At 35.0% G+C, this 22880-nt stretch carries 17 protein-coding genes, 2 tRNA genes and 2 rRNA genes; 7 read left to right on the forward strand and 14 right to left on the reverse strand.

Annotated features, from left to right (window positions below):
* Positions 1–187: 187 nt before the first annotated feature.
* Positions 188–574 carry a DUF423 domain-containing protein gene (locus C8C83_RS07130; RefSeq protein ID WP_121327366.1) on the reverse strand — a complete coding sequence of 129 codons (387 nt, stop codon included), beginning with the start codon at positions 572–574 and terminating at the stop codon, positions 188–190.
* 195 nt (positions 575–769) lie between these two features.
* On the opposite strand from C8C83_RS07130, the gene C8C83_RS07135 reads away from it, so the two are divergent.
* Positions 770–2134 (forward strand): saccharopine dehydrogenase C-terminal domain-containing protein, encoded by a 1365-nt coding sequence (locus C8C83_RS07135; protein ID WP_121327368.1) that lies wholly within the window; start codon positions 770–772, stop codon positions 2132–2134.
* Positions 2135–2215: 81 nt separating this feature from the next.
* Here the strand turns inward: C8C83_RS07135 and C8C83_RS07140 are convergent, their stop codons facing one another.
* The 4 genes from C8C83_RS07140 to C8C83_RS07155 all read right to left on the reverse strand — a co-directional run bounded on the left by C8C83_RS07140 (position 2216) and on the right by C8C83_RS07155 (position 7037).
* Positions 2216–3442: a M56 family metallopeptidase gene (locus tag C8C83_RS07140; protein ID WP_121327370.1), complete on the reverse strand. Its 1227-nt coding sequence runs from the start codon at positions 3440–3442 to the stop codon at positions 2216–2218.
* Entirely contained in the window at positions 3439–3810 is a 372-nt protein-coding gene (locus C8C83_RS07145; protein WP_099710456.1) for a BlaI/MecI/CopY family transcriptional regulator, read from the reverse strand. Before C8C83_RS07145 ends, C8C83_RS07140 begins: the two co-directional genes overlap by 4 nt.
* A gap of 150 nt (positions 3811–3960) precedes the next feature.
* Positions 3961–4923 (reverse strand): DUF6624 domain-containing protein, encoded by a 963-nt coding sequence (locus C8C83_RS07150; protein ID WP_121327372.1) that lies wholly within the window; start codon positions 4921–4923, stop codon positions 3961–3963.
* A gap of 725 nt (positions 4924–5648) precedes the next feature.
* On the reverse strand, positions 5649–7037 hold the full coding sequence (locus tag C8C83_RS07155) for a dipeptidase (RefSeq protein WP_055097353.1): 1389 nt from the start codon (positions 7035–7037) through the stop codon (positions 5649–5651).
* Between the two features lie 109 nt (positions 7038–7146).
* On the opposite strand from C8C83_RS07155, the gene C8C83_RS07160 reads away from it, so the two are divergent.
* From C8C83_RS07160 to C8C83_RS07175, 4 genes are all read left to right on the forward strand, one after another.
* Positions 7147–7228: transfer RNA gene (locus C8C83_RS07160), tRNA-Leu, on the forward strand.
* 303 nt (positions 7229–7531) lie between these two features.
* Positions 7532–8377 carry a class I SAM-dependent methyltransferase gene (locus tag C8C83_RS07165; RefSeq protein WP_121327374.1) on the forward strand — a complete coding sequence of 282 codons (846 nt, stop codon included), beginning with the start codon at positions 7532–7534 and terminating at the stop codon, positions 8375–8377.
* Positions 8378–8633: 256 nt separating this feature from the next.
* The gene (locus C8C83_RS07170; protein WP_121327376.1) at positions 8634–9191 is read left to right on the forward strand and encodes a hypothetical protein; all 558 of its coding nucleotides are present in this window, start codon (positions 8634–8636) and stop codon (positions 9189–9191) included.
* Positions 9192–9193: 2 nt separating this feature from the next.
* Entirely contained in the window at positions 9194–10099 is a 906-nt protein-coding gene (locus C8C83_RS07175) for an ATP-binding protein (RefSeq protein WP_121327378.1), read from the forward strand.
* A gap of 211 nt (positions 10100–10310) precedes the next feature.
* Here the strand turns inward: C8C83_RS07175 and C8C83_RS07180 are convergent, their stop codons facing one another.
* Positions 10311–10550, reverse strand: a complete 240-nt coding sequence (locus C8C83_RS07180) for a hypothetical protein (RefSeq protein ID WP_121327382.1) — start codon at positions 10548–10550, stop codon at positions 10311–10313.
* A gap of 87 nt (positions 10551–10637) precedes the next feature.
* On the opposite strand from C8C83_RS07180, the gene C8C83_RS07185 reads away from it, so the two are divergent.
* On the forward strand, positions 10638–10868 hold the full coding sequence (locus C8C83_RS07185) for a helix-turn-helix transcriptional regulator (RefSeq protein WP_121327384.1): 231 nt from the start codon (positions 10638–10640) through the stop codon (positions 10866–10868).
* A gap of 31 nt (positions 10869–10899) precedes the next feature.
* On the forward strand, positions 10900–11373 hold the full coding sequence (locus C8C83_RS07190) for a YcxB family protein (protein ID WP_121327386.1): 474 nt from the start codon (positions 10900–10902) through the stop codon (positions 11371–11373).
* A gap of 130 nt (positions 11374–11503) precedes the next feature.
* Here the strand turns inward: C8C83_RS07190 and C8C83_RS07195 are convergent, their stop codons facing one another.
* The 8 genes from C8C83_RS07195 to C8C83_RS07230 form a co-directional block, all read right to left on the reverse strand.
* Positions 11504–12163: an HAD family phosphatase gene (locus C8C83_RS07195; protein ID WP_121327388.1), complete on the reverse strand. Its 660-nt coding sequence runs from the start codon at positions 12161–12163 to the stop codon at positions 11504–11506.
* A gap of 217 nt (positions 12164–12380) precedes the next feature.
* On the reverse strand, positions 12381–13964 hold the full coding sequence (locus C8C83_RS07200) for an MFS transporter (RefSeq protein ID WP_121327390.1): 1584 nt from the start codon (positions 13962–13964) through the stop codon (positions 12381–12383).
* A gap of 1 nt (position 13965) precedes the next feature.
* The gene (locus C8C83_RS07205) at positions 13966–15018 is read right to left on the reverse strand and encodes an HlyD family secretion protein (RefSeq protein WP_121327392.1); all 1053 of its coding nucleotides are present in this window, start codon (positions 15016–15018) and stop codon (positions 13966–13968) included.
* A 166-nt stretch (positions 15019–15184) separates the two neighbouring features.
* Entirely contained in the window at positions 15185–16495 is a 1311-nt protein-coding gene (locus C8C83_RS07210) for a TolC family protein (protein WP_233566024.1), read from the reverse strand.
* 322 nt (positions 16496–16817) lie between these two features.
* On the reverse strand, positions 16818–17639 hold the full coding sequence (locus tag C8C83_RS07215; RefSeq protein WP_121329985.1) for an AraC family transcriptional regulator: 822 nt from the start codon (positions 17637–17639) through the stop codon (positions 16818–16820).
* A 249-nt stretch (positions 17640–17888) separates the two neighbouring features.
* Positions 17889–17962 (reverse strand) — tRNA-Asp (locus C8C83_RS07220).
* A 1642-nt stretch (positions 17963–19604) separates the two neighbouring features.
* Positions 19605–19714 (reverse strand): 5S ribosomal RNA (rrf, locus tag C8C83_RS07225).
* 179 nt (positions 19715–19893) lie between these two features.
* Positions 19894–22775 (reverse strand): 23S ribosomal RNA (locus C8C83_RS07230).
* Between the last annotated feature and the right edge of the window lie 105 nt (positions 22776–22880).

Below are 22880 nucleotides of genomic sequence, written 5' to 3' on the forward strand. Positions count from 1 at the left end.
CTTTAAATTTAATAAAACAAAAAAATAACTGCTTTTAATTTGTTTTCTTATAACCTTATAAATGAATTTGTTACATTTTTTGCTGTTTAAAGTAAAAAACAAAATAAATTCACATAAATAAGATTATATGTTATTTATGAGACAAAATTAAAGATTAATTTTTAGATAGAATTTTTTATTCGGGATTTTATGATTTTCTCCTCAAAATCGTAACAAATAATAACGCCCAAGCAATAATTAATAAGAAACCGCCTAAAGGAGTTGCGAATACGATAATTTTAAAATCAAATGAACTGATACTTTTTGTAGCCAATAAATAGATTGAACCACTAAAAAGAACAACACCGGCAACAACTAAATTATAGATTGTTTTTAAAGTTTTTTCGGCGATGTCTTTTCTGGTAGATAAAAAGAATAAAAAGAGAGCATGATACATTTGGTAACGAACCCCAACTTCAAAAGTATTTAATTCTTCGACAGCTAAATACTTCTTTAATAAATGGGCTCCAAAAGCACCTAAAATAATAGCTAACATTCCGATAAAAGCTCCTGTTAAAACAATTCTTCTTTCCATAGTTTCTATACTTTCTTTTTATAGTTGAACAAAAATACTTCAATAGAATTTAAAAAGCTTTTTACTTTTCAAAAATATTTTATTAAAAGGAAATCCGCCACATTTTGGCATTAAAATAAAAAAGAATGTATTTTTTCTAAATTAAAAGTGTTACATATATAACATTTTAATATATTTGTGTTATAAATTTAAAACATGAGAAGCATTTTAATTATTGGAGCAGGCAGATCTGCATCGTCATTGATACGATATTTGTTATCTAAATCTGAAAGTGAAAATCTACATCTTATTGTAGCCGATCTTTCTTTGGCTCTAGCCGAAAAAAAGACGCAGAAACACCCCAATGCAACTCCAATAGCTTTAGATATTTTTAATGCTCCCGAAAGAAAAGCTGTTATAGAAAAAGCTTCTATAGTAATCTCAATGTTACCGGCGCATTTGCATATCGAAATTGCCAAAGATTGTTTAGAATTTAAAAAACATCTTGTAACTGCATCTTATATAAGTGATGCAATGCAAGCTCTGGATGAAGAAGCCAAGAAAAGCAATTTGATTTTCATGAACGAAATTGGTCTCGATCCGGGAATCGATCATATGAGTGCCATGAAAGTTATTGACGAAATTAGAGCTAAAGGTGGCAAAATGTTGCTTTTTGAATCGTTTTGCGGTGGTTTAGTCGCTCCGGAATCTGATAATAATTTATGGAATTACAAATTTACATGGGCGCCTAGAAATGTTGTTTTGGCCGGACAAGGCGGAGCAGCAAAATTTATTCAGGAAGGAACTTATAAATATATTCCGTACGGCGCTTTATTTCGTAGAACTGAGTTTCTTGAAGTAGAAGATTACGGCAAATTTGAAGCTTATTCTAACCGTGATTCTCTTAAATACAGATCGATTTATGGTTTAGATGATATTCTTACCTTATATAGAGGAACAATTCGAAGAGTTGGTTACTCAAAAGCATGGAATATGTTTGTACAACTGGGCATGACAGATGATAGTTATACCATGGAAGGCTCAGAAAATATGAGTTACCGCGAGTTCGTGAACTCATTCTTACCTTATCATCCAACGGATTCTGTAGAAATTAAAATGAGATTGATTTTAAAAATTGATCAGGACGATATTATGTGGGACAAACTTCTTGAATTGGATTTGTTTAATCCTGATAAAAAAGTGAATCTCCCAAATGCAACTCCGGCACAGATATTAGAAAAAATACTTTCAGACAGCTGGACTCTTGAACCAAATGATAAAGATATGATCGTAATGTATCATAAGTTTGGTTACGAACTTAATGGCGAAAAAAAGCAAATTGACTCAAAAATGGTTTGTATTGGCGACGATCAAACATATACGGCAATGGCAAAAACGGTTGGATTACCGGTTGCAATGGCGACATTATTGATTTTGAATAAAAAAATTACAACTCCTGGCGTACAACTTCCGATTAAAGAAGAAGTGTATCAACCAATTTTGAAGGAGTTAGAAGAATATGGGGTTGTTTTTAACGAACAGATTATGCCCTATTTTGGATATAATCCGGATTTGTTCTAAGATCTGAATTATTTGTTTTTTAGAATTTTTTTTTAGTTTTTTATTTATCCGCTTCTAAGCAAAAGAAGCGGATTTTTTTTGTTACGATGCCGCCTGAACCGATATTGGCAGACTGTACATTACTCTAACAGGTTTTCCTTCTATAGTTCCCGGTATCCATTTTGGGCAACGTTTCAAAATACGAATTGCCTCAGCACCAATTCCATACCCGGCATCTCTTAAGACTTTTATGTCAGACAAACTTCCATCTTTTTCAACTATAAACTGCACATAAGCTTTTCCATTAATTTTGTTCTTTGTTGCTTCAGCTGGCATCTTAAAATTTTGCCCAACAAACTTATAGAACTCTGTCATTCCGCCTGGATAGTCAGGTTTTAATTCGACATCTGTTATTGAAACATAATGTACTTTTTCTGGATCAGTAATTTTGTTCAACACTTCTTGCGCTGAAGTTTTCGTGCTAAAAACAAACAACAATAAGCTGCTAATTACACCAATGCTCAAAACTTTGAACATACTTTTAACCGGAGATTTTTCTTTTGTCATCATTATAAATCGTTTTTTAGTTATTTGATAATTAATTGTACTCGCTAACCCAACATTACTTTTACTGGAAACCATTTCAAGCAGCAAATTTTGATAATCTGAAACTGAATTAAACTGATTATTTACTGCTTCATCTGCCAAGAATTCATGATTTAATTTTATGACTTTTTTGTAAAGATTCATAAGTGGATTAAACCAAAATATAATTTGCAAAATCTCGATAAACAGAATATCCAAAGTATGTTTTTGTTGTAAATGTGCTTGTTCATGCGTTAATAATTCTAGCGGAATTTTATTGTTTTCAAACTCTTCTTCATTAATAAAAATGGTATTCCAGAAAGAATGGGGCAAAATCGTCTCTTTTATCAAAACCACTTTATGATTGTGTATAAGCTGAGTTTTATTGTTTTTCATTTTTTTATAAAAAGAAAATAAATTCAATACAAAACGGAAGATCAGAATAAGTGCAACAACCACATAAACTACACCTAAAACATACATTATGATTTCGCCGTAATTGACTTTGTCTGCAACAACTTTATTGGTTCTAATTACGATTCCGTCCAATTCAATCATACTTATTTTTGTTAAAAAAGGAAGTTCAAATGAGAACAATTGCAACGGAATAATTAAACTAAAAACCAAACTTCCGAGTAAATAAGCACGATTAAAACGAAACATTTTTTCGTTTTCTAGCCATAATTTATATACTACATAAAAAACCAAAAGCAGTATTCCTGATTTTAAAAGATAGTTTATCATTTTTTCTTTTTTTGAATTTCTGAATCGATTATTTTCTTGAGCTCTTCTAATTCCGAAGTTGATAAATTAGTTTCGGTCGTAAAAAAAGAAGCAAATTGTGATGCCGAATTATTAAAAAAGCTACTTATTAATCCGTTTACATGTTTAGAAAAATAAGCTGTTTTTTTAACCAGCGGATAATATTCCCGTGAATTCCCAAATTCATTATACGCTACAAATTTTTTATCGATCATTCGCTTCAAAAGCGTTGCAACTGTTGTTGTTGCAGGTTTTGGTTCCGGATATGCTTCAAGTAAATCTTTCATAAAAGCTTTTTCAAGCTTCCATAAATGCTCCATTAATTGTTCTTCTGAATTTGATAATTGCATTTTCTTTAGGTTTTAAGGTTCTGAGTTACTAAGGTTCTAAGTTTTTTTTACCGCGTATTAAATAGATTCTAAAAATCTTATTTCTAAAATCTTCCATCTAACATCTTGCATCTAACATCTTGCTTCTATAATCTTTCTAAAATCCGTACACTATTTTTTCTTTTTCTGCTGACTTATTCTTTCCAATTCCGGAAGTTCTTTCTTATAAGCTTCTACATCCCAAGTTATGCCCATTTTTTTCACATAATCTGCGATTGGTCCCAGACCAACTTCAGCTCTTCTTTTATCTACATTATCAGGATCATCAAGTGGCAGAACAAACGCTTTTTGACCCGGAATCATAGAAATTTGACTTCCGTAAATTTGCTTATGTCTTTCTCTTAAAGATACTCTATCTTCCAGATATGCTAAATTACCAGGATTTGCATTGCCTTTTTTAACCGCTTCTCTCATCATTGGCAAATACTTTTGCTGGTATTTTAAGTCAGAGTGCTGTATTACTAAGAATAAAGTCTGATTTGCCTGCGATCCTACGACATCTTTTCCAAGCCAACCTCTTTCATCGAGTATTTTTGAGACTTTAATTAGATTTATACTATCCTTGTACGTCATTATTTTTCCAATACTATCGATCTCTTTGCTTCCGGAACCTTTCTCTTTATAAACTTTCATAAAATCTCCGCGAATACCCTGATCATCCGCATAAATTGCTAAAAGTTCTTTTTGCAAAGGTTTATCATAATTCACCTCTAAAATTTCTAATTTCTTTTGAAATCTAGTAATTAATTCTTGCCACTCTTTTTTACTGTGTAAAGATTCCAAATCTTTATCTATTTGCAAATGCGCTATACCCTCATAACCATTATCAATTGCTAAATTTAACCAACCAAATGCTTTTTTATTCTCATTTAATAAAGCTGCAGAACACGCCCCATTATACAAATCTCCCGAGGTTTTATGCTCTATTTTAAAAGCTTTTTCATAATAACCAACAGATGTTTTATAATCTTTTGCTTCGTAACAAGAATCACCTTTTTGAACAAATTTCTGATACGTTTGTGCTTGCATTAAACCAAGATTCATTACAATAAAGAAAGCAATTAGTTTTTTCATAAATTTAATATTATTTGGATTATTGTATTTTTTGTGCCGAAATTAATTCCCCGCTATTGTATTTTTTAATTTCGACGATTTTCCCTTTGTTCGAATAGAATTTCCAATCTCCAAAATAAAACCAATGCGTTTCTATTGCATTAGATTCTAATTTTGTTTTTCCTTTTCTTAAATCAACTCTACATTTATAGATGTTGCTCTACAAATGTAGAGATTAATTTTTAATAACCAAGAGAATTTTAAAAAAAGTTTTTTTGAGGTTCAAAGGAACAAAACCTCAAAGGGACAGAGGCTTAGCAAAATGACAAAGTTTTTTTTAATAGTCCCCGGCTTTAGCTGGGGTTTAGAATAAATGCGAAGGAAATGGCTTTAGCCGATTTTTTGAGGTTCAAAGGCGCAGAGATGCAAAGCGACAAAGATTTTTGAATAGGCTCCGGCTTTAGCTGGAGCCTATTCAATTCCGAGATTAAAAACCTTTGAACCTCTGAACCTTTGAGCCTAAAAGAAAAAAACCTTTGCACCTTTAAGCGTTAGGGATAGAGGCGGTATCTCCCGATTTAGAAAAACAAGGAATTTTTTCCGTAATTTTTGTTAATTAGGAATATAACCGAAAGCCCGACCGCGACGGCGGAAACGCCCATAAAAAAATCCGCTTACTCTAAAAGAATAAACGGATTGTATTTTTATACCTAACAGGTTTTGAAAACCTGCTAGGATAATAGAATTTACTTAGAAAGCTCTACAAAATATTTGTAAAACAACGGAATAGTTTCGATTCCTTTTAAGAAATTGAAGATTCCGAAGTGCTCGTTTGGCGAGTGAATTGCATCGCTGTCTAAACCAAAGCCCATAAGGATTGTTTTGCTTTTTAATTCTTTTTCGAATAAAGCTACAATTGGAATACTTCCGCCTGAACGAACAGGAATTGCCGGAACTCCAAAAGTCTCTGTGTAAGCTTTGTTTGCTGCCTGATATCCAACGCTATCAATTGGCGTAACATAACCTTGTCCACCGTGATGTGGCGTTACTTTTACAGTAACTCCAGACGGCGCAATGCTTGTGAAATGTTTGGTAAAAAGCTCTGTGATTTCATGCCAATCCTGATTTGGAACCAAACGCATTGAAATTTTAGCAAAAGCTTTACTCGCAATAACCGTTTTTGCTCCTTCTCCTTGATATCCGCCCCAAATTCCGTTTACGTCTAATGTTGGACGAATCGAGTTGCGCTCGTTGGTTACATATCCTTTTTCGCCATAAACATCATTTAGATCTAAAGCTTTTTTATATTTTTCTAAGCTGAAAGGTGCTTTTGCCATTTCGGCTCTTTCTTCAAGAGATAATTCCTGTACGTTATCATAGAAACCTGGAATCGTAATATGATTGTCTTCGTCATGCAAAGAAGCGATCATTTTTGCCAAAACATTTATTGGGTTCGCCACTGCTCCACCGTATAATCCTGAATGTAAATCACGATTTGGACCTGTAACTTCTACCTCTACATAACTTAAACCGCGTAAACCTGTCGTGATCGACGGTTGTTGATTAGAGATCATTCCTGTATCTGAAATTAAGATTACGTCGTTTTTCAGCTTCTCTTGATTGCGTTCTACGAACCAAGCCAAACTTGCTGAACCTACTTCTTCTTCGCCTTCGATCATGAATTTTACGTTACAAGGCAAAGTATTGGTTTGCACCATAAGCTCAAGCGCTTTTACGTGCATGTACATTTGACCTTTGTCATCGCAGGCTCCACGGGCAAAAATTGCTCCTTCTGGATGAATTTCTGTTTTTTTGATTACGGGTTCGAATGGTGGCGATGTCCATAATTCGATAGGATCTGGTGGTTGAACATCATAATGTCCGTAAACTAGAACTGTAGGTAAATTTGGGTCGATTATTTTCTCTCCATAAATGATTGGATAGCCCGGAGTATCGCAAATTTCGACAAAATCGCAGCCTGCTTTTGTTAAACTTTCCTTAACAGCTTCGGCTGTATCGATAACATCTTGTGAGTATGCAGTGTCAGCACTTACCGACGGAATTTTTAATAATTCGATTAATTCATTGATAAACCGATCTTTATGTTGTTGAACGTAAGACTTAATATTTTCCATTTAAATTATTTTTATAGAAGTTCAAAAATACAAAAAAGAGAATTAATATTTTTTTTCAAAAAATGTTTTGAAATCTAGAAGTTATGTTTATCTTTGCACCCACAATTGAGCGGATATGGTGAAATTGGTAGACATGCCAGACTTAGGATCTGGTGCCGCAAGGCGTGTAGGTTCGAGTCCTATTATCCGCACTGAAAAAGCTTCTGAGAAATCAGAAGCTTTTTTGTTTTTCCATACTTCTGAGTTTTATTTCACGTCTTTTTGGAAACAAAAACAACTTAATTAGGTGAAAATCAAATAAATACACTTAAAATAATTACTATTTTTAAGATTTCTTCCTTAACTTTGATAAGCTCAAAACACTACAACATCTTCACCTATTTAACTACATGGAGACCGATTTCCAAAATTTTGTTTCGGTTATAAAAGTTAGTGGTTATTACTTTAATGATGCTGCTTATTCAAATTAGATCTTTCATTTAAAAACAAACCAAATGGAACCAAAACTTCAAGAAATTCGTGAACAGCAAAAAGCAGCTTGGAATAAATTTTCTCCAGGTTGGAAAAAATGGGATTTTGAGATTCTAGACTTTATGCGACCTTTTGCAGATGAAATTATTGCCCTCATAAATCCGAAAGGTTCAGAGGTAATTCTGGATGTTGCTGCAGGAACCGGTGAACCTGGATTGAGTATTGCGTCTATGCTTTCGGGCGGAAAAGTAATTATTACAGACCTTGCATACGATATGCTTACGATTGCGCGCGAAAATGCTATCAAAAAAGAAATTCCAAATGTTGAATTTCATGCCTGCGATGTAAGCGAACTTCCTTTTGCTGACAACACATTCGATGCTATTAGTTGCCGAATGGGTTTTATGTTTTTCCCCGATATGCTCTTGGCTGCTCAGGAAATGTTTCGGGTTTTAAAACCTGGCGGAAAAATTGCGATCGCAGTTTGGAGTGTGCCAGAGAAAAATTTCTGGGTAACTGCCATTGGCGGAACCATTAACAGAAACATGGAATTACCTCCGCCTGCGCCCGAAGCTCCTGGAATGTTTCGTTGCTCAAGACCTGGTTTTATGATGGATATTTTTAGTCAGGCTGGTTTTAAACACATTTCTGAAAAAGAAGTAATTGGCAAATTAAACTGCAGAACAGCCGAGGTTTACTGGAACATGATGACCGAAATTGCAGCTCCATTTGTTGCCGCTCTCAGCTATGCAAATGATGCCATGAAAGAAAAAATAAAACACGCAGTTTTCACTTTGATCAACGAAAGATATCCTGAAGGAAATGTAATAATAGATGGAGATGCGCTTATAATTTATGGTGAGAAATGACAATTATGAAGCAATGGTATAATTTATATCAGTATAGTGTCTTTGCCAAATCTAGGATTTGATGCCACAATACGGGTAGATTCGAGTCTTACTATCTATACTGAAAAGCTTCTGATTACTCAGAAGCTTTTTTTATTTTTACTACATTTTTTTTGTTGTTAAAGTTGTTGATAAACAATTTACTACAATTCTAAATCTTCGTTTTCTATTTTTATTTTTGAAAAAAACCGATTATTAACTAAAATTTAAAAAATAAATGACACTATTTTCTAGTTACGAATATTTAAAAAACAATAGACTTTCAGATGTCATAAGATTAATTTCTGTTTTGGGTAACGATGATAATTACTCTTTCCGAAAAGATGATGGACTAGAGAAAACCCTAAATGGCAAGCCAAAATCTGCAAAAAACTGGTCAGAAATAGCAAAGGAACATCCCGAGTTTTTCAAATTCAATGTAGCTGGAGATAGTATTGTTTTGTTATTTAGATCACTAGTTAAACCAGATTCTAATGATAAACGCCCTCCTTTAACAATTGATCAAACACAGAAAATAATTGATCAAGCTATTTCTCTTCATGATAAACAAATTGCAAGATTACAAAAGAATAATTTTTTAATACCAATTTTTACCGCAGTCATCGCATCTTTAACCACTGGATTTGTAGCATATTTTACCTTAAAAAACAATAACGATTCAGTAAAAAAAATTGACAAAAAAGTTGACCATATAATTATACTTTTAAATAAAAACTCTGCTTTAAACCAGCAAGACTCAATAAAAAAGCCAATCATAATTAAATCATCTAATTAAAAATGTGGAATTTAGATAAAATTAAGCAGTATATATCTGATGGAGTTGAAGAAAATATTCATTTAGATTATAAAGGGTCTGATTCCATTTCGAAAGCCAGTGAAAAAAAGAATGAGATTTCAAAAGATGTAAGCGCCTTTGCCAATTCTGACGGCGGAATAATAATTTATGGGATTAAAGAGTACGATGAACTGGATAAAAATCATCTTCCAGAAAAAATTCAACCAATTGATGGCAATGAATATTCAAAAGAATGGCTCGAACAAATCATCAACAGTACAATCTCTCCAAAAATCCACGGCGTAATAATAACACCTATTCAGACTGCCAATATTAAAGATAATTTGGTAATCTACGTTGTAGAAATTCCGAAAAGCACTACGGCTCATCAAATGAAAGATAAGCGATACTATCGCCGTTACAACTTCCAATCTATACCCATGGATGATTGGGAAATTAAAGATATTATAAATAGAACCACGCAAACTAAATTTGAAATTTATTTTGAAACAACTCCTAATAAAAAAATACTTGAAAAATGGCCACCGTTACCCCCTAAAATCAAAATCGATATATGGGTTTATAATTCAGGAAATAAGGTTATTAAATACTTAGATTGTTTTGTGAGCGGTAATGATGAAACTGCTAAAAATATAAGTGATCCATATTTCTCTGGTGAATTTCAAAAACATTTTTCTAATACAATTGATAGAGAAGTAACAATAAAAAATACCCCTTTTACTATTAATACAGAAAGAATTGCTATTTTACCAAGCACTTCTCGTCATATTGGGAGTATAGAAATTAGAGAAAATTTCATTCTACAAAATAATAAAATTAATTTTCAAATTTCAACAGAAGATAGGGTAGAACATTTTACGTATACAGGAAAGGAAATAATAGAATAACAAGATTGTCGATCATTATTACCTAGAATGGATTAAAATCCATCCCTACAATATATTTTGTTCCTCCGGAACGCTACATAAAATTCCAAAGGAATGATCTATTTTGTAGCAAGGTCCCGAAGCTTCGGGATCAATCCCTTGAACACGATGTAACCACAATATAATTCTAAACCCGACAGGTTTTAAAAACCTGTCGGGTTTAACGCAATCTTTATTTCGAATCAACCTCCAAATAAGGATCTAAAATTTCTGCAAATTCATTTAGCCAATAAAACCCCTCTTCTATCTTGACAATTTCTAATTTTAGAGTTTCATCTTTTCTCATTACTCCTAAAGCAATTAGATAATTTAGACGTCGTATTGTCTTTGCCAGATCTTTTGCATCTACAGTTTTATTAAAAAAATCTATTAACCTAATTTCAGTTTCTTTCGAAAGGCTTTCTGTAGTCATTGTCTTATTTTTTAGATCCTTCAAATATAATACTTTTGAGCTCATATATGAGCCCAAATGAAAAATAAATCTTGTGACTTTTGAAATATGGATATTTCAGAAGAAACTTTTATTGCAAATCTTGGGATTCACATCAGACAAATGCGTGAAAAGAAAAATATGTCCCAACAAGACTTAGCTAATGACTCAGGCATTCCAAAATCCCAAGTAGCAAGAATAGAAAGAGCAAAAGTAAATACTACTGTAAAAACTCTTGTGAAAATTGCCAATGCTTTACATGTCGAACCTAAAGAATTGTTTGATTTTGCTTTAAAATAAAAAACTTAAATCCATTTTCTACTAACCAACAATGATTAAAACCAAAAAATTCCAACTTACCAAAAAAGAATATTTCTCCTATATTATTAGAGTTTTATTAAAAAGAAGATGGTGGCTATATGCTTTTATGTTGTTTCTTTCTGTTGCAATTCTTTGCAAAGACAACAAAGATTCTTCTGATGTTTTTGTAATTATCTTTGGTTTTCTATATCCACTAATTACATTATTTCAATATTGGAGATTTGCAAATTCAAAAGAAAACATCAATTTTTTCAGAGAAATGCAACATGAAATTTTTCCAGATAGAATCATTTCGCATATAGAAACTATTTCTGAAAGCACAGTGAATGTACAGAATTTTATAAAAGTATTTGAATTAAAAGATCTCTATCTTTTATACATTTCAAAAGGTCAATGTTATTACTTTCCAAAACGAGTTTTTGAAACTCCAGAAGATGAAAATTGGTTTAGAAACGAAGTCTTTTTGAAGATAAAGAATAGATAATTTTAAATTTCTGTTAAAGCCTTTCCTTTAAAACATAAAAAAAACCTCCAGTCAAAACTGAAGGTTTTTCAAATTATGCTCATTTTATTTAAATGAACTTATATTACTTATATGGTTTGAAACCGCGCCATTAACTTCTTAATAACTCAATTACTTTATCGACATTAATTTCGCTGTAATCGTTGATATAAAAACTACACGGAGGCAAATATTCTTTTGTATGTGTACTTAATACGCCAACAACTTTCATTCCAGCATTTAGTCCTGCGGTAACACCCGAAAAAGAATCTTCGAAAACCACACAATCCGACGGAGAAACTCCAACACGATCTGCAGATTTTAGATATACCTCGGGATTTGGTTTATGAAGTGTTACATCTTCGCTTGACATCATAGAATCCATTTTATCTGCGATTTTCAATGCATTTATAATCAAATCAAGATTAGCACGTGGCGCCGATGTTGCAACAGCTGTTTTGAATCCTCGGGATTTCAACTCGCTTAAAAACTCCAAATAATGTGGAATCGTATCGACTTTATCTTTATAAATCTCTCTAAACATTGCTTCTTTTTCGTCTTCGAGTTTCGTCAGTTCTTCTCCCACAATTGGACGTTTAAAGAAATGCGACATGATGTAACTATTGTGTTTTCCGTACATATGTTCTTCAAATTCTTCGTTGGTGTAAGGAATTTGATATTTATCGAAAAACACCTCGAAAGCCTTCACATGATGCGGATTCGTGTGAGAAATCACTCCATCCATATCAAAAATAACACATTGCTGTTTCATTATATTTTGTTTTTTTAACCGGTTGCAAGATACTGATAAGTGTCGTTAACAACAACAATTAAGCGTACTGTTTGTCATTTCGACGAAGGAGAAATCTCCACAAGAAGCTCTACAAAGATTGGACTCTCGTTGCGGAGTTACTTACGGAGATTTCTCCTTCGTCGAAATGACATAAAATGAGGCAAAACTTTAAGCCTGAAACCTGAAACAAAAACCGTTACCCAATCCAAATCTTACTCTTAACCAAAGTCATTGTTTGTCTCAAATGCTGATTACACGCAATAAGGATAATCAAAACCACAAGACCATAACCTACAATGGTATAAATCTCCATATCGGCCAATAAAGTTGATTGTTTAGTTATGGTTCCGAAAAGTTTTTTGAGCGCCAAAGTATTCGCATTATCTGCCGAATATCCTTTTGCCATAAAACTCTGCGCTGTTGAAGCGATTGTTTGTTGTGCTTCGGGATTATCGCCGGTTACGAATTGGCTAAGTTTCAGAAAGTGCTTTTTATTCAAAAAAACCATTGCATTCTGCATCACACAAAACCCAATTGTGCTTCCCCAAAAACGTCCCGAAACCCCAACAATTCCCGAAGAAACCGCCATTTTTGCCGGAACAGATGATGTGGTAAATAATATTAAAGGCACGAATAAAAATCCAACGCCAATTCCTTGTAAAACATACGGAATGATAATATCCGACAATGCAATATCTGGCACAAAAAGAAAAGTAAACCAGAAATGAAAAAGTGCAATTAGTGAAAAACCAATGATGAAAATGATTTTCGTGGAAACGGATTTCATCAGAAAAAAAGCGGCTAAAATCAATCCAATTACATTTCCTAATCCGTTAATATATTGTACGCCCGCAACTCGTGACGGATCCCAATTCCAGATTGAAAACATCGCCGAATGACAAAGACTCAATGTTGCTCTACTAATATAAAAAAGAAAGAACAACAAAAATCCTATTCGCAGATTGGCATATTTAAAAACTTCAAAATCAAAAGTAGGTCTTTTGACCAAACGTTCTTTAAAGATGAATAAACCTCCGGTTATCAAAGCAATCATCAACATTAAAATCATGTGAGAAGACTCGAACCAATATTTTTTTTCGGCATAAACAAAAAAGTATGCACCGCAAAGAATCGCCGTTAAAACCAAAATATAACTAATCCAGTCGATTTGATACAACGGAATTTTCTTTGTGATTCTATGTCCGCGAAAAGTCACCAAAATCAAAAAGACATTCAAAACCTGTAGTCCGCCCGAAACATACAACATGTATTTCCAATCGTAATGATCCAGAAACCAAACGGCAATATTCATAATAAACGGCGTCGACAATAATAACGATCCATAATAAAAGGAGAAACCAATTATAATGGCGTTTTTAGAATGAAACTGTTCAATTAATAATTGTCTGATCGTGATTACCGGAAGCGCCATCAAGATTCCTTCGGCAACTCTCAGCAATAAAAAAAGATAAAAATTGGTAATATACGCCGATGAAATAATCGTAATTCCGATTAAGGAATAAACCGCCATCAGATAATTTTTTGCTGGAAAAAAACTCGAAAATCTACTTTCGATCAAAATCGTTGCCAGTAAAGTTCCGTAAGTTACGCACATTGCAAACTGCAAATCTTCGGGCTCAATATCCAGAAAACTTGCTGCATAAGTCACGTTTGAAGTATAAACTCCCAGTAAAATCATGGAATGCAACAAACAGACAAACAAAATAATAATGATTGCCCATTTGGGAACCCAGGATTTAAAAATACTCTTATCTTCCATTTTATTGGTGTTCGGCAATAACTGTTATGTTCATTCCGGCTCTTAAAAAATCAGCGTGTTTATCAGTGTCTTTCAATTGAATTCTAACCGGAATTCTTTGTTCAATTTTCACAAAGTTTCCTGTTGCATTATCCGGCGGCAATAACGAAAATCTCGCGCCACTTGCAGGAGATAACGAGGTTATGATTCCTGTAAATTCTTTGCCGTTCAACGCATCTGCCTGAATTTTTACGTGTTGACCAACCGTTAAATATTGCAATTGCGTTTCTTTAAAATTTGCCGTAATCCATTTTTCTTTACTTACTATCGAAAGTAACGATTGTCCTTCTTTTACCATTTGTCCTGGTTGTAAAGTTCTTTTGCCAACCCAACCGTCATAAGGCGCCGTGATTATCGTGTACGAAAGAAACAGCGCTGCATTGTCTGCCACAGCTTGTTTTGAAGCAATATTTGTTTGCGTTGTTGGAACACTTGCCTCAGCTTGAGAAGTGCTCAAATTTGAAGATTGAATTCTGTCTCGCATTTCCTGTAAATGTGCTTGCGCCGATTCGTAATCTGCCTTTACTTTTTCTAATTGTTGAGAAGTTGCAGCTTCATCTTTAACCAAAGCTTTGTATCTGTCGTATTCTAATTTTGTTTTCCAAAGATTAGTTTTGGCTGCAGCCAATTGAGATTCTCCAATTGCAGTTGAACTTGCTGTTGTTGCTACATTTCTTTCGGCCACAACACTACTTTGTTTCGCGTTTTGAACATCGGCAAGAGCCACATTCAACTTTGATTTATATTCTCGATTATCGATTACAACCAAAGTATCTCCTTTGTGCACAAACTGATTTTCATCAAAACGAACTTCTTGTACATAACCCGTAATTCTCGACATAATTGGCGTTACATATTGTTCCACCTGAGCATCATTGGTTTCTTCGTGGTTTCTATTAGACACATAAAACCAAATACCTAAAATGATTCCGCTTGCCACTAATACGCAAGCTATAATTGTTATTAATATATGAAACGTTCTGTTTCTTCTAGTTTCATTTTTTATCTTGACCATAAACTTTATATCTATTTTCTTTATTCAATTTTTTCTAATTCTCCACGGGATTAATCCCGAAGCGTCGGGACGACGCTACAATATAAATTGTACCTCAGGAACTGAAAATCTATATTCTTTACTCTATTCTCTTTCTTCTAATATCTTGCCTCTAAAAGCCTAAAATCTAAATCTGATCCGGCATTATCCCCGCAGTATGCAACAATTCGTAATGTTTTAGAATCGCATCCAGTCGAGTCGAAATCTTATTGTATTTTGCCTGTAATAAAGCATTATCGGCATCAACCATTTCGGTTATCAAAACCAATTGATTTAAGTATTTTAGTTTTACGATTCGGTAATTTTCGTTTGCCAAATCCAAAGCTTTATCAACAACCACAAACTTCTCCAGGATTTCCTGATATTGCGTATGCTCTTTAAAAAGCTTATCCTGAATCTCCTCTTTTGTAATTTCAGCTTGCATTTTTTGCCATTCGATTTTTGTGTTCGCCTGATCTACTTTTACTTTATTTTTATATAATGCCGAAAGGTCAAAGTGCGCTTCAATTCCAACTTGCCCTAAAGTGTACAAATACGGATTTGGCGGAAAGAATTTATAGTTTGGATAATAAAAACCGTAGTTCCCAAAAAAGTTTACCGTTGGCAAATAATTCGCTTTAACCAACTTCATTTCTGTTTTTTTGATGTTTAATTCCTGACTTGCAATTCTCATTTCTTCGTTCTGAAAAGCTTTTCCCAAGTAAAAATCATAAGGATCTAAACCTTTCATTTCATCGATATTTGCTGTCGTATCAATTGCGATTTCTTCACTTTCTGGAATCTGAATTAAAGTTTTCAGATCGTGAAGTGCAATTTTTATGTTTTTGGAATTTGTCAACGCACTTAATTCACGATCCGAAAGCTGTAATTCGGCTCTAATGACTTCATTTTTAGTTACCGTTCCGTGTTTCTGGAGCGATTGTACTTCTTTTAATCGGCTTTTTTCTTCTTTAATATTTTCTTCGAATATCTTTTGAAGTTCCATCATTTTATAAATAGCCAGATAATTTGCTACAACTTCAAGCTCGATATCATTTTGAGTCTTTTCGGTTTTTATTTTGGCAATTTCGTTTTCCTGATTTGCAATTTTAATAGCGTTGTTAATCTTATTACCCGCATAAATTGGCATTTTAAAAGTCGAATTGACCTGATAGATTTCAGGAATTGCCTTCGTTACTTCCTTGCCATTTAGGAAGCCACTTCCTTTGAATTCCGTAATATTCGTAATTCTGGAATATTCTCCGTTTAATTCGATATCCGGCAAGCGGAGTTCTTTTCTTTCTTTGATGTTTTGTTCTGAAAGCGTAGTCTCTAATTGAGATCTAAGGATCTTTTTATTGTTTTCTTTGGCCAATTTCACCGCTTCATTTAACGAAACCGAATGAATCTCCTGAGCCTGTAAACCATTAAATGTTAATACAATTAGAAATATCAACACGATTTTGAGAAAACAATCTTCTGTAGAATTTGTTGTTTTAAGGAACATGAATATTTAAATAATTTTATACTGCAAAGTTCCTGCATTTTTCTGATGACTGATAATTCTAAAAAGTCAATAACATATTCATTTCGGACAAATGTTAAAACTTTATTTTTCGAAAACGTTATCTTAAAACACTAAAAAACAATACGTTGTAAAAGATCATATAAATTGGGGTTTCACGCAGATTTAAAAAGATCAAAACTGATTTTGCAGATTAACATAAAAGAAACCCGTAGAAATCTGCTTAAATCAGTAAAATCCGTGGGCAAATAATTTTCTATTTTGTCCTCAAGATATCTTCTCCATTTAAGTAATCGGAAGGTCTTTGTCCAAGGAATTTATAGAAAGTATTACTGAATGTCGGTACACTACTATATCCTACTTCCAGAGCAACTTCTTTGACCGAAAGTTTTCTGTCAAGCAGAAGCTCTATCGCCTTTAGAATTCTTCTAATAGTGTAATATTGAATGAATGACATTTGGAGATCTTTCTGAAACAAACGATACAAAGAGCGTTCGCTATATCCAAATTGATGTGCAACATCTGCAAACAAAATTGTTTCACCCAGATTATTCTCAATATGTCGCAAAATTTTACTCAAACGCGGGTCTTTTGGCTGTGGTAATTCTAAAGGTAAGTTGGTAAGGCAAATTTGAGGTAATATTGCCTTAATCGCCTTCGCAATAGCGAAATTCGAGCTTCCTTTCTTAAGATCACCATTCCATCTATTTGTAAAAAGCATCATCTGCAACAACAAATTATTGACCGGATAAATACCTTCACTTTTATAAAAAACATCTTCATCTTTTTCAACCGGAAAATATAAATTTCGCATTGTCACACTTTCCGATTTCGGCTCGATACTGTGCGCAACACCACTCGGAATCCAAATGAAATGTCTTGCCGGCAAAAAGTACGTTTTCGTTTCTGTGGTTACAAAAACCACATCACCTTCGGCATATAACAATTGAGCTTTTTCATGCTTATGTGTAGGCACAAACAATTCACCCATTAAATCGTGGTGACAATAAATACTTTTTTTATCAGCATCTACTTTTTTGATGTAATATCTATCTAGTTTCTGACCAGAATGTTCCATTGAAGTAATTAAATATCTTTCTTGTGATATAAATGTAAGGAAATTAAAATCCAATATTTTAAAAATTCCAAATTCCAATGCTGGATTCTACAGATTTAACCGCAAAGAGCACAAGGTAAAAACACAAAGTTCGCAAAGCTAAATTAAAACTTTGCGAACCTTGCGTAAATCTTAGTGAACTTTGCGGTTAAACCTTAAATCATAAAAACAAAAAAGCCTTTCCGTTAAGAAAGGCTTCTTCCAATATTGCGGTCTGGACGGGACTCGAACCCGCGACCCCATGCGTGACAGGCATGTATTCTAACCAACTGAACTACCAAACCTACTTGCGTTATTGTGAGTGCAAAAATACAACAGAAGTTGGATTATACAAGGGTTTTTAGCAATAAAAATCAATAAATTTTTAATCGACTGATTTTAAATAAATTCCAAACTGTTAAAATTTTAAATTTCGATTAAAATTGTAACTTTTTGAGGAAGCTTAAAATTTAAATAAAGTTTTTTCGTACATAAACATATGTGCTCTAGTTAAACATTCTCAATGGCTTCAATCATTAGAGCGTAATATAAATCAAAATTAGCCTATCTTTTTAAACACTTCTCAAGATTGAAACAGATAAAAATATAGTATTCAAAAAATATTGAATCTTTAATTGCATTTCCAATCCGAATCAGATTCAAAATTCTTTTATCAATATCGTAAACTTATTATTAAGTTAGATACTAAAGACTATCTGAACTTACTCCTCACAAAAGGAAGATCTGTCCTTCATTTCCATTTAAAAGAAGAAACTAATTTCATTACTTAGCAATATCGAGATTCTAAATAAAGCTCAAAAGGCTATCTAGATAATATAAAAATCCAATATTTTCCCATTAATTGGCCTCAAATATATCTTTTTTCTATCAATCACACAAAATAGTTTGAGAGAAAACACTCAAAAAGCAGTCTCTTAAAGATTAGAATTTAGGACTAGATACAACTTAGAAGTTCACATCTTTTAAAAAGAAATCAATAGATTCTAGCGTTATTATTGCTTTGTACCATAATAACTACAAAAATTTACTTGTTTAATATAAAGACTTCCAAGACATACTTAAGATTAAGCATCTGATATTAGTTATGAAAAGTAATTTTTTTTAACCAAAAATCAAAAACATCAAGTTTACGACGCTATTTTAGTCCATAAATCCCAATAAAATTAAAATGAACCATAACTACAATGGTTATATCAACTAAAAAAAGTATTATATTACGATTATAGAAAAAAACGCTTAAAGAACATTGAGATTAATGCTAGAAATTAATTAACAACCCCAAAAGATAAAAATAATAGATTAAAGCACTTTAAAATTACCTAAAGAACAAATAAGAGCTCTTAGAATTCAAAATAAGACTTAAAACGATTCAAAAATCAACATTAAAGTATAGCTTTCGATAAGAAAAGCATTTTACTCTTTATGGGCGTTCCCCTCCAGGTCGGGCTGTCCGCTAAATCTTTTGTGATAGTGGCTTTAGAAAAACAGAAGAAGTCTGGTTTATCACAAAAGGATATCGCTTCCATCCCTAACGCAATTCAAAATACATCAGAAGTTTTTTTCAAGAAGCCTCAAAAATATATCCGGTCCAGCTTTGCTAACTTTAAATATCCAGACACATTTAAATACAGAAAATAGCTCTTAGCGTACTTTGGATCAACACAAAAACCTGCGCAGAAACATAAAATATTTTGCATTGACTAATTATTTTAACCTCAAAGGACGCAAAGTTTTTTTTATTCGTAAGGTTTTATATAAACGCAAAGTTCGCCAAGCTATATTGATAAAACTTTGCGAACTTTGCGTTTAATGAGCGTGATCTATAACAAAAAAACTTTGCGCCCTTTGCGGTAAACCAGCTATTTTACTTAAGAAATTTATATAAAACAAAAAATCCTCATCAAATAAATGATGAGGATCTCTAAAGAAAGGCGACGACATACTCTCCCACATAACTGCAGTACCATCTGCGCAGGCGGGCTTAACTACTCTGTTCGGGATGGGAAGAGGTGAGCCCCGCCGCAATAACCACCTTAAGGTTGTTAGTTGTTGGTTTTTGGTTGTCGGTTGATGGATTTCTCCAACAACTATCATCTATTAACCATCAACTGCTCTTGCGTCGAGCAAATATTTTAACATACTGAGATAAAGAAAAGTACTTTTATTTACTATTTTTAGAAAGTTTCTCCCCGCACCTTGCGGTGCGGGAAAAGGTGTACATAAGCTTACGGATTATTAGTACTACTCGACTATGACATTACTGCCTTTACATCTATAGCCTATCAACGTGGTCATCTTCCACGATCCTTAAAAGAAATCTCATCTTGTGGTGGGTTTCGCGCTTATATGCTTTCAGCGCTTATCCCTTCCAAACGTAGCTACTCTGCGGTGCCCCTGGCGGGACAACAGATACACTAGAGGTTTGTCCAATTCGGTCCTCTCGTACTAGAATCAGATCCACTCAAATTTCTAACGCCCACAGTAGATAGAGACCGAACTGTCTCACGACGTTCTGAACCCAGCTCGCGTGCCACTTTAATGGGCGAACAGCCCAACCCTTGGGACCTTCTCCAGCCCCAGGATGTGACGAGCCGACATCGAGGTGCCAAACCCCCCCGTCGATATGAGCTCTTGGGGGAGATCAGCCTGTTATCCCCGGCGTACCTTTTATCCTTTGAGCGATGGCCCTTCCATGCGGAACCACCGGATCACTATGCTCTACTTTCGTACCTGATCGACCTGTATGTCTCTCAGTCAAGCTCCCTTATGCCATTGCACTCTACGCACGGTTACCAAGCGTACTGAGGGAACCTTTAGAAGCCTCCGTTACTCTTTTGGAGGCGACCACCCCAGTCAAACTACCCACCAAGCAATGTCCCCCACAATATGGGGTTAGGCCTCAGATAAACAAAGGGTTGTATTTCAACAATGACTCCACAACGCCTGGCGACGCCACTTCACAGTCTCCAACCTATCCTACACATCATTTATCCAAGGTCAATACTAAGCTATAGTAAAGGTGCACAGGGTCTTTTCGTCCCACTGCGGGTAAACGGCATCTTCACCGTTACTACAATTTCACCGAGCTCATGGCTGAGACAGTGTCCAGATCGTTACACCATTCGTGCAGGTCGGAACTTACCCGACAAGGAATTTCGCTACCTTAGGACCGTTATAGTTACGGCCGCCGTTTACTGGGGCTTCAATTCAATGCTTCTCCGAAGATAACATCTCCTCTTAACCTTCCAGCACCGGGCAGGTGTCAGGCCCTATACTTCATCTTACGATTTTGCAGAGCCCTGTGTTTTTGATAAACAGTCGCCTGGACCTCTTCACTGCGGCCAGCTTGCGCTGGCGACCTTTCTCCCGAAGTTACAGGTCTATTTTGCCTAATTCCTTAGCCATGAATCTCTCGAGCACCTTAGGATTCTCTCCTCAACTACCTGTGTCGGTTTACGGTACTGGTACTAATTACCTGAAGTTTAGAGGTTTTTCTTGGAAGCCCTTAGGCGCACTATCTCTTTGTCCGAAGACTCCGAGTACTATCGTATTTCCCCAAGATCTGTGGATTTGCCTGCAGATCTTATAGGTAGGTACTTCAACGAACTATTCCGTCAGTTCGCGGCGCTTTCATCACTCCGTCACCCCATCACAGTAATTAGTAGTACGGGAATATTAACCCGTTAGCCATCGACTGTCCCTTTCGGGTTCGCCTTAGGACCAGACTAACCCACAGCTGATTAGCATAGCTGTGGAAACCTTAGTTTTTAGGTGTGCGGGTTTCTCGCCCGCATTATCGTTACTTATGCCTACATTTTCTTTTCTAACCAGTCCAGCATACCTTACGATACACCTTCAACCCTGTTAGAATGCTCCCCTACCACTTACAATTGCTTGTAAATCCATAGCTTCGGTAATACGCTTATGCCCGATTATTATCCATGCTCGTCCGCTCGACTAGTGAGCTGTTACGCACTCTTTAAATGAATGGCTGCTTCCAAGCCAACATCCTAGCTGTCTGGGCAGACAAACCTCGTTCTTTCAACTTAGCGTATATTTGGGGACCTTAGCTGATGGTCTGGGTTCTTTCCCTCTCGGACTTGGACCTTAGCACCCAAGCCCTCACTGTTATGAAACATTATATAGCATTCGGAGTTTGTCAGGAATTGGTAGGCGGTGAAGCCCCCGCATCCAATCAGTAGCTCTACCTCTATATAACTTTAAACATAACGCTGCACCTAAATGCATTTCGGGGAGTACGAGCTATTTCCGAGTTTGATTGGCCTTTCACCCCTACCCACAGGTCATCCGAAGACTTTTCAACGTCAACCGGTTCGGACCTCCACTGTGTGTTACCACAGCTTCATCCTGCCCATGGGTAGATCACACGGTTTCGCGTCTAACACTACTGACTAAAGCGCCCTATTCAGACTCGCTTTCGCTACGGATCCGTGGCTTAACCACTTAACCTTGCCAGCAACGTTAACTCGTAGGCTCATTATGCAAAAGGCACGCCGTCACCCCACGAAAGGGCTCCGACCGCTTGTAAGCGTATGGTTTCAGGATCTATTTCACTCCGTTATTCACGGTTCTTTTCACCTTTCCCTCACGGTACTGGTTCACTATCGGTCTCTCAGGAGTATTTAGCCTTAGCGGATGGTCCCGCCAAATTCAGACAGGGTTTCACGTGCCCCGCCCTACTCAGGATACCACTATCTATTATACTTGTTACCCATACGGGGCTATCACCCTCTATGGCGTCACTTTCCAGTAACTTCCGGTTCCTTGTACATAAAATGTCGTGGTCCTACAACCCCAACAATGCCGTAACATCATTGGTTTGGGCTAATCCGCGTTCGCTCGCCACTACTTACGGAATCACTTTTGTTTTCTTCTCCTCCGCCTACTTAGATGTTTCAGTTCAGCGGGTTTGCCCACCTATCGGTGTACTATGTCTTCAACATAGTGGGTTGCCCCATTCAGGTATCTACGGATCAATCGGTGTGTGCCCGTCCCCGTAGCTTTTCGCAGCTTATCACGCCTTTCATCGCCTCTGAGAGCCTAGGCATCCCCCATACGCCCTTATTTTGCTTATTGTACCAATCTTGTTACTTAAAACAAGACCGTTTTTTTTTGTTTTCTACAATAAATTGTAAAAAACGCTTTCTACTTTTTATTATTTTCTTATCTCAATATGTCAAT

Origin of the sequence: Flavobacterium sp. 90 (assembly GCF_004339525.1) — a bacterium.
GTDB lineage: Bacteria > Bacteroidota > Bacteroidia > Flavobacteriales > Flavobacteriaceae > Flavobacterium.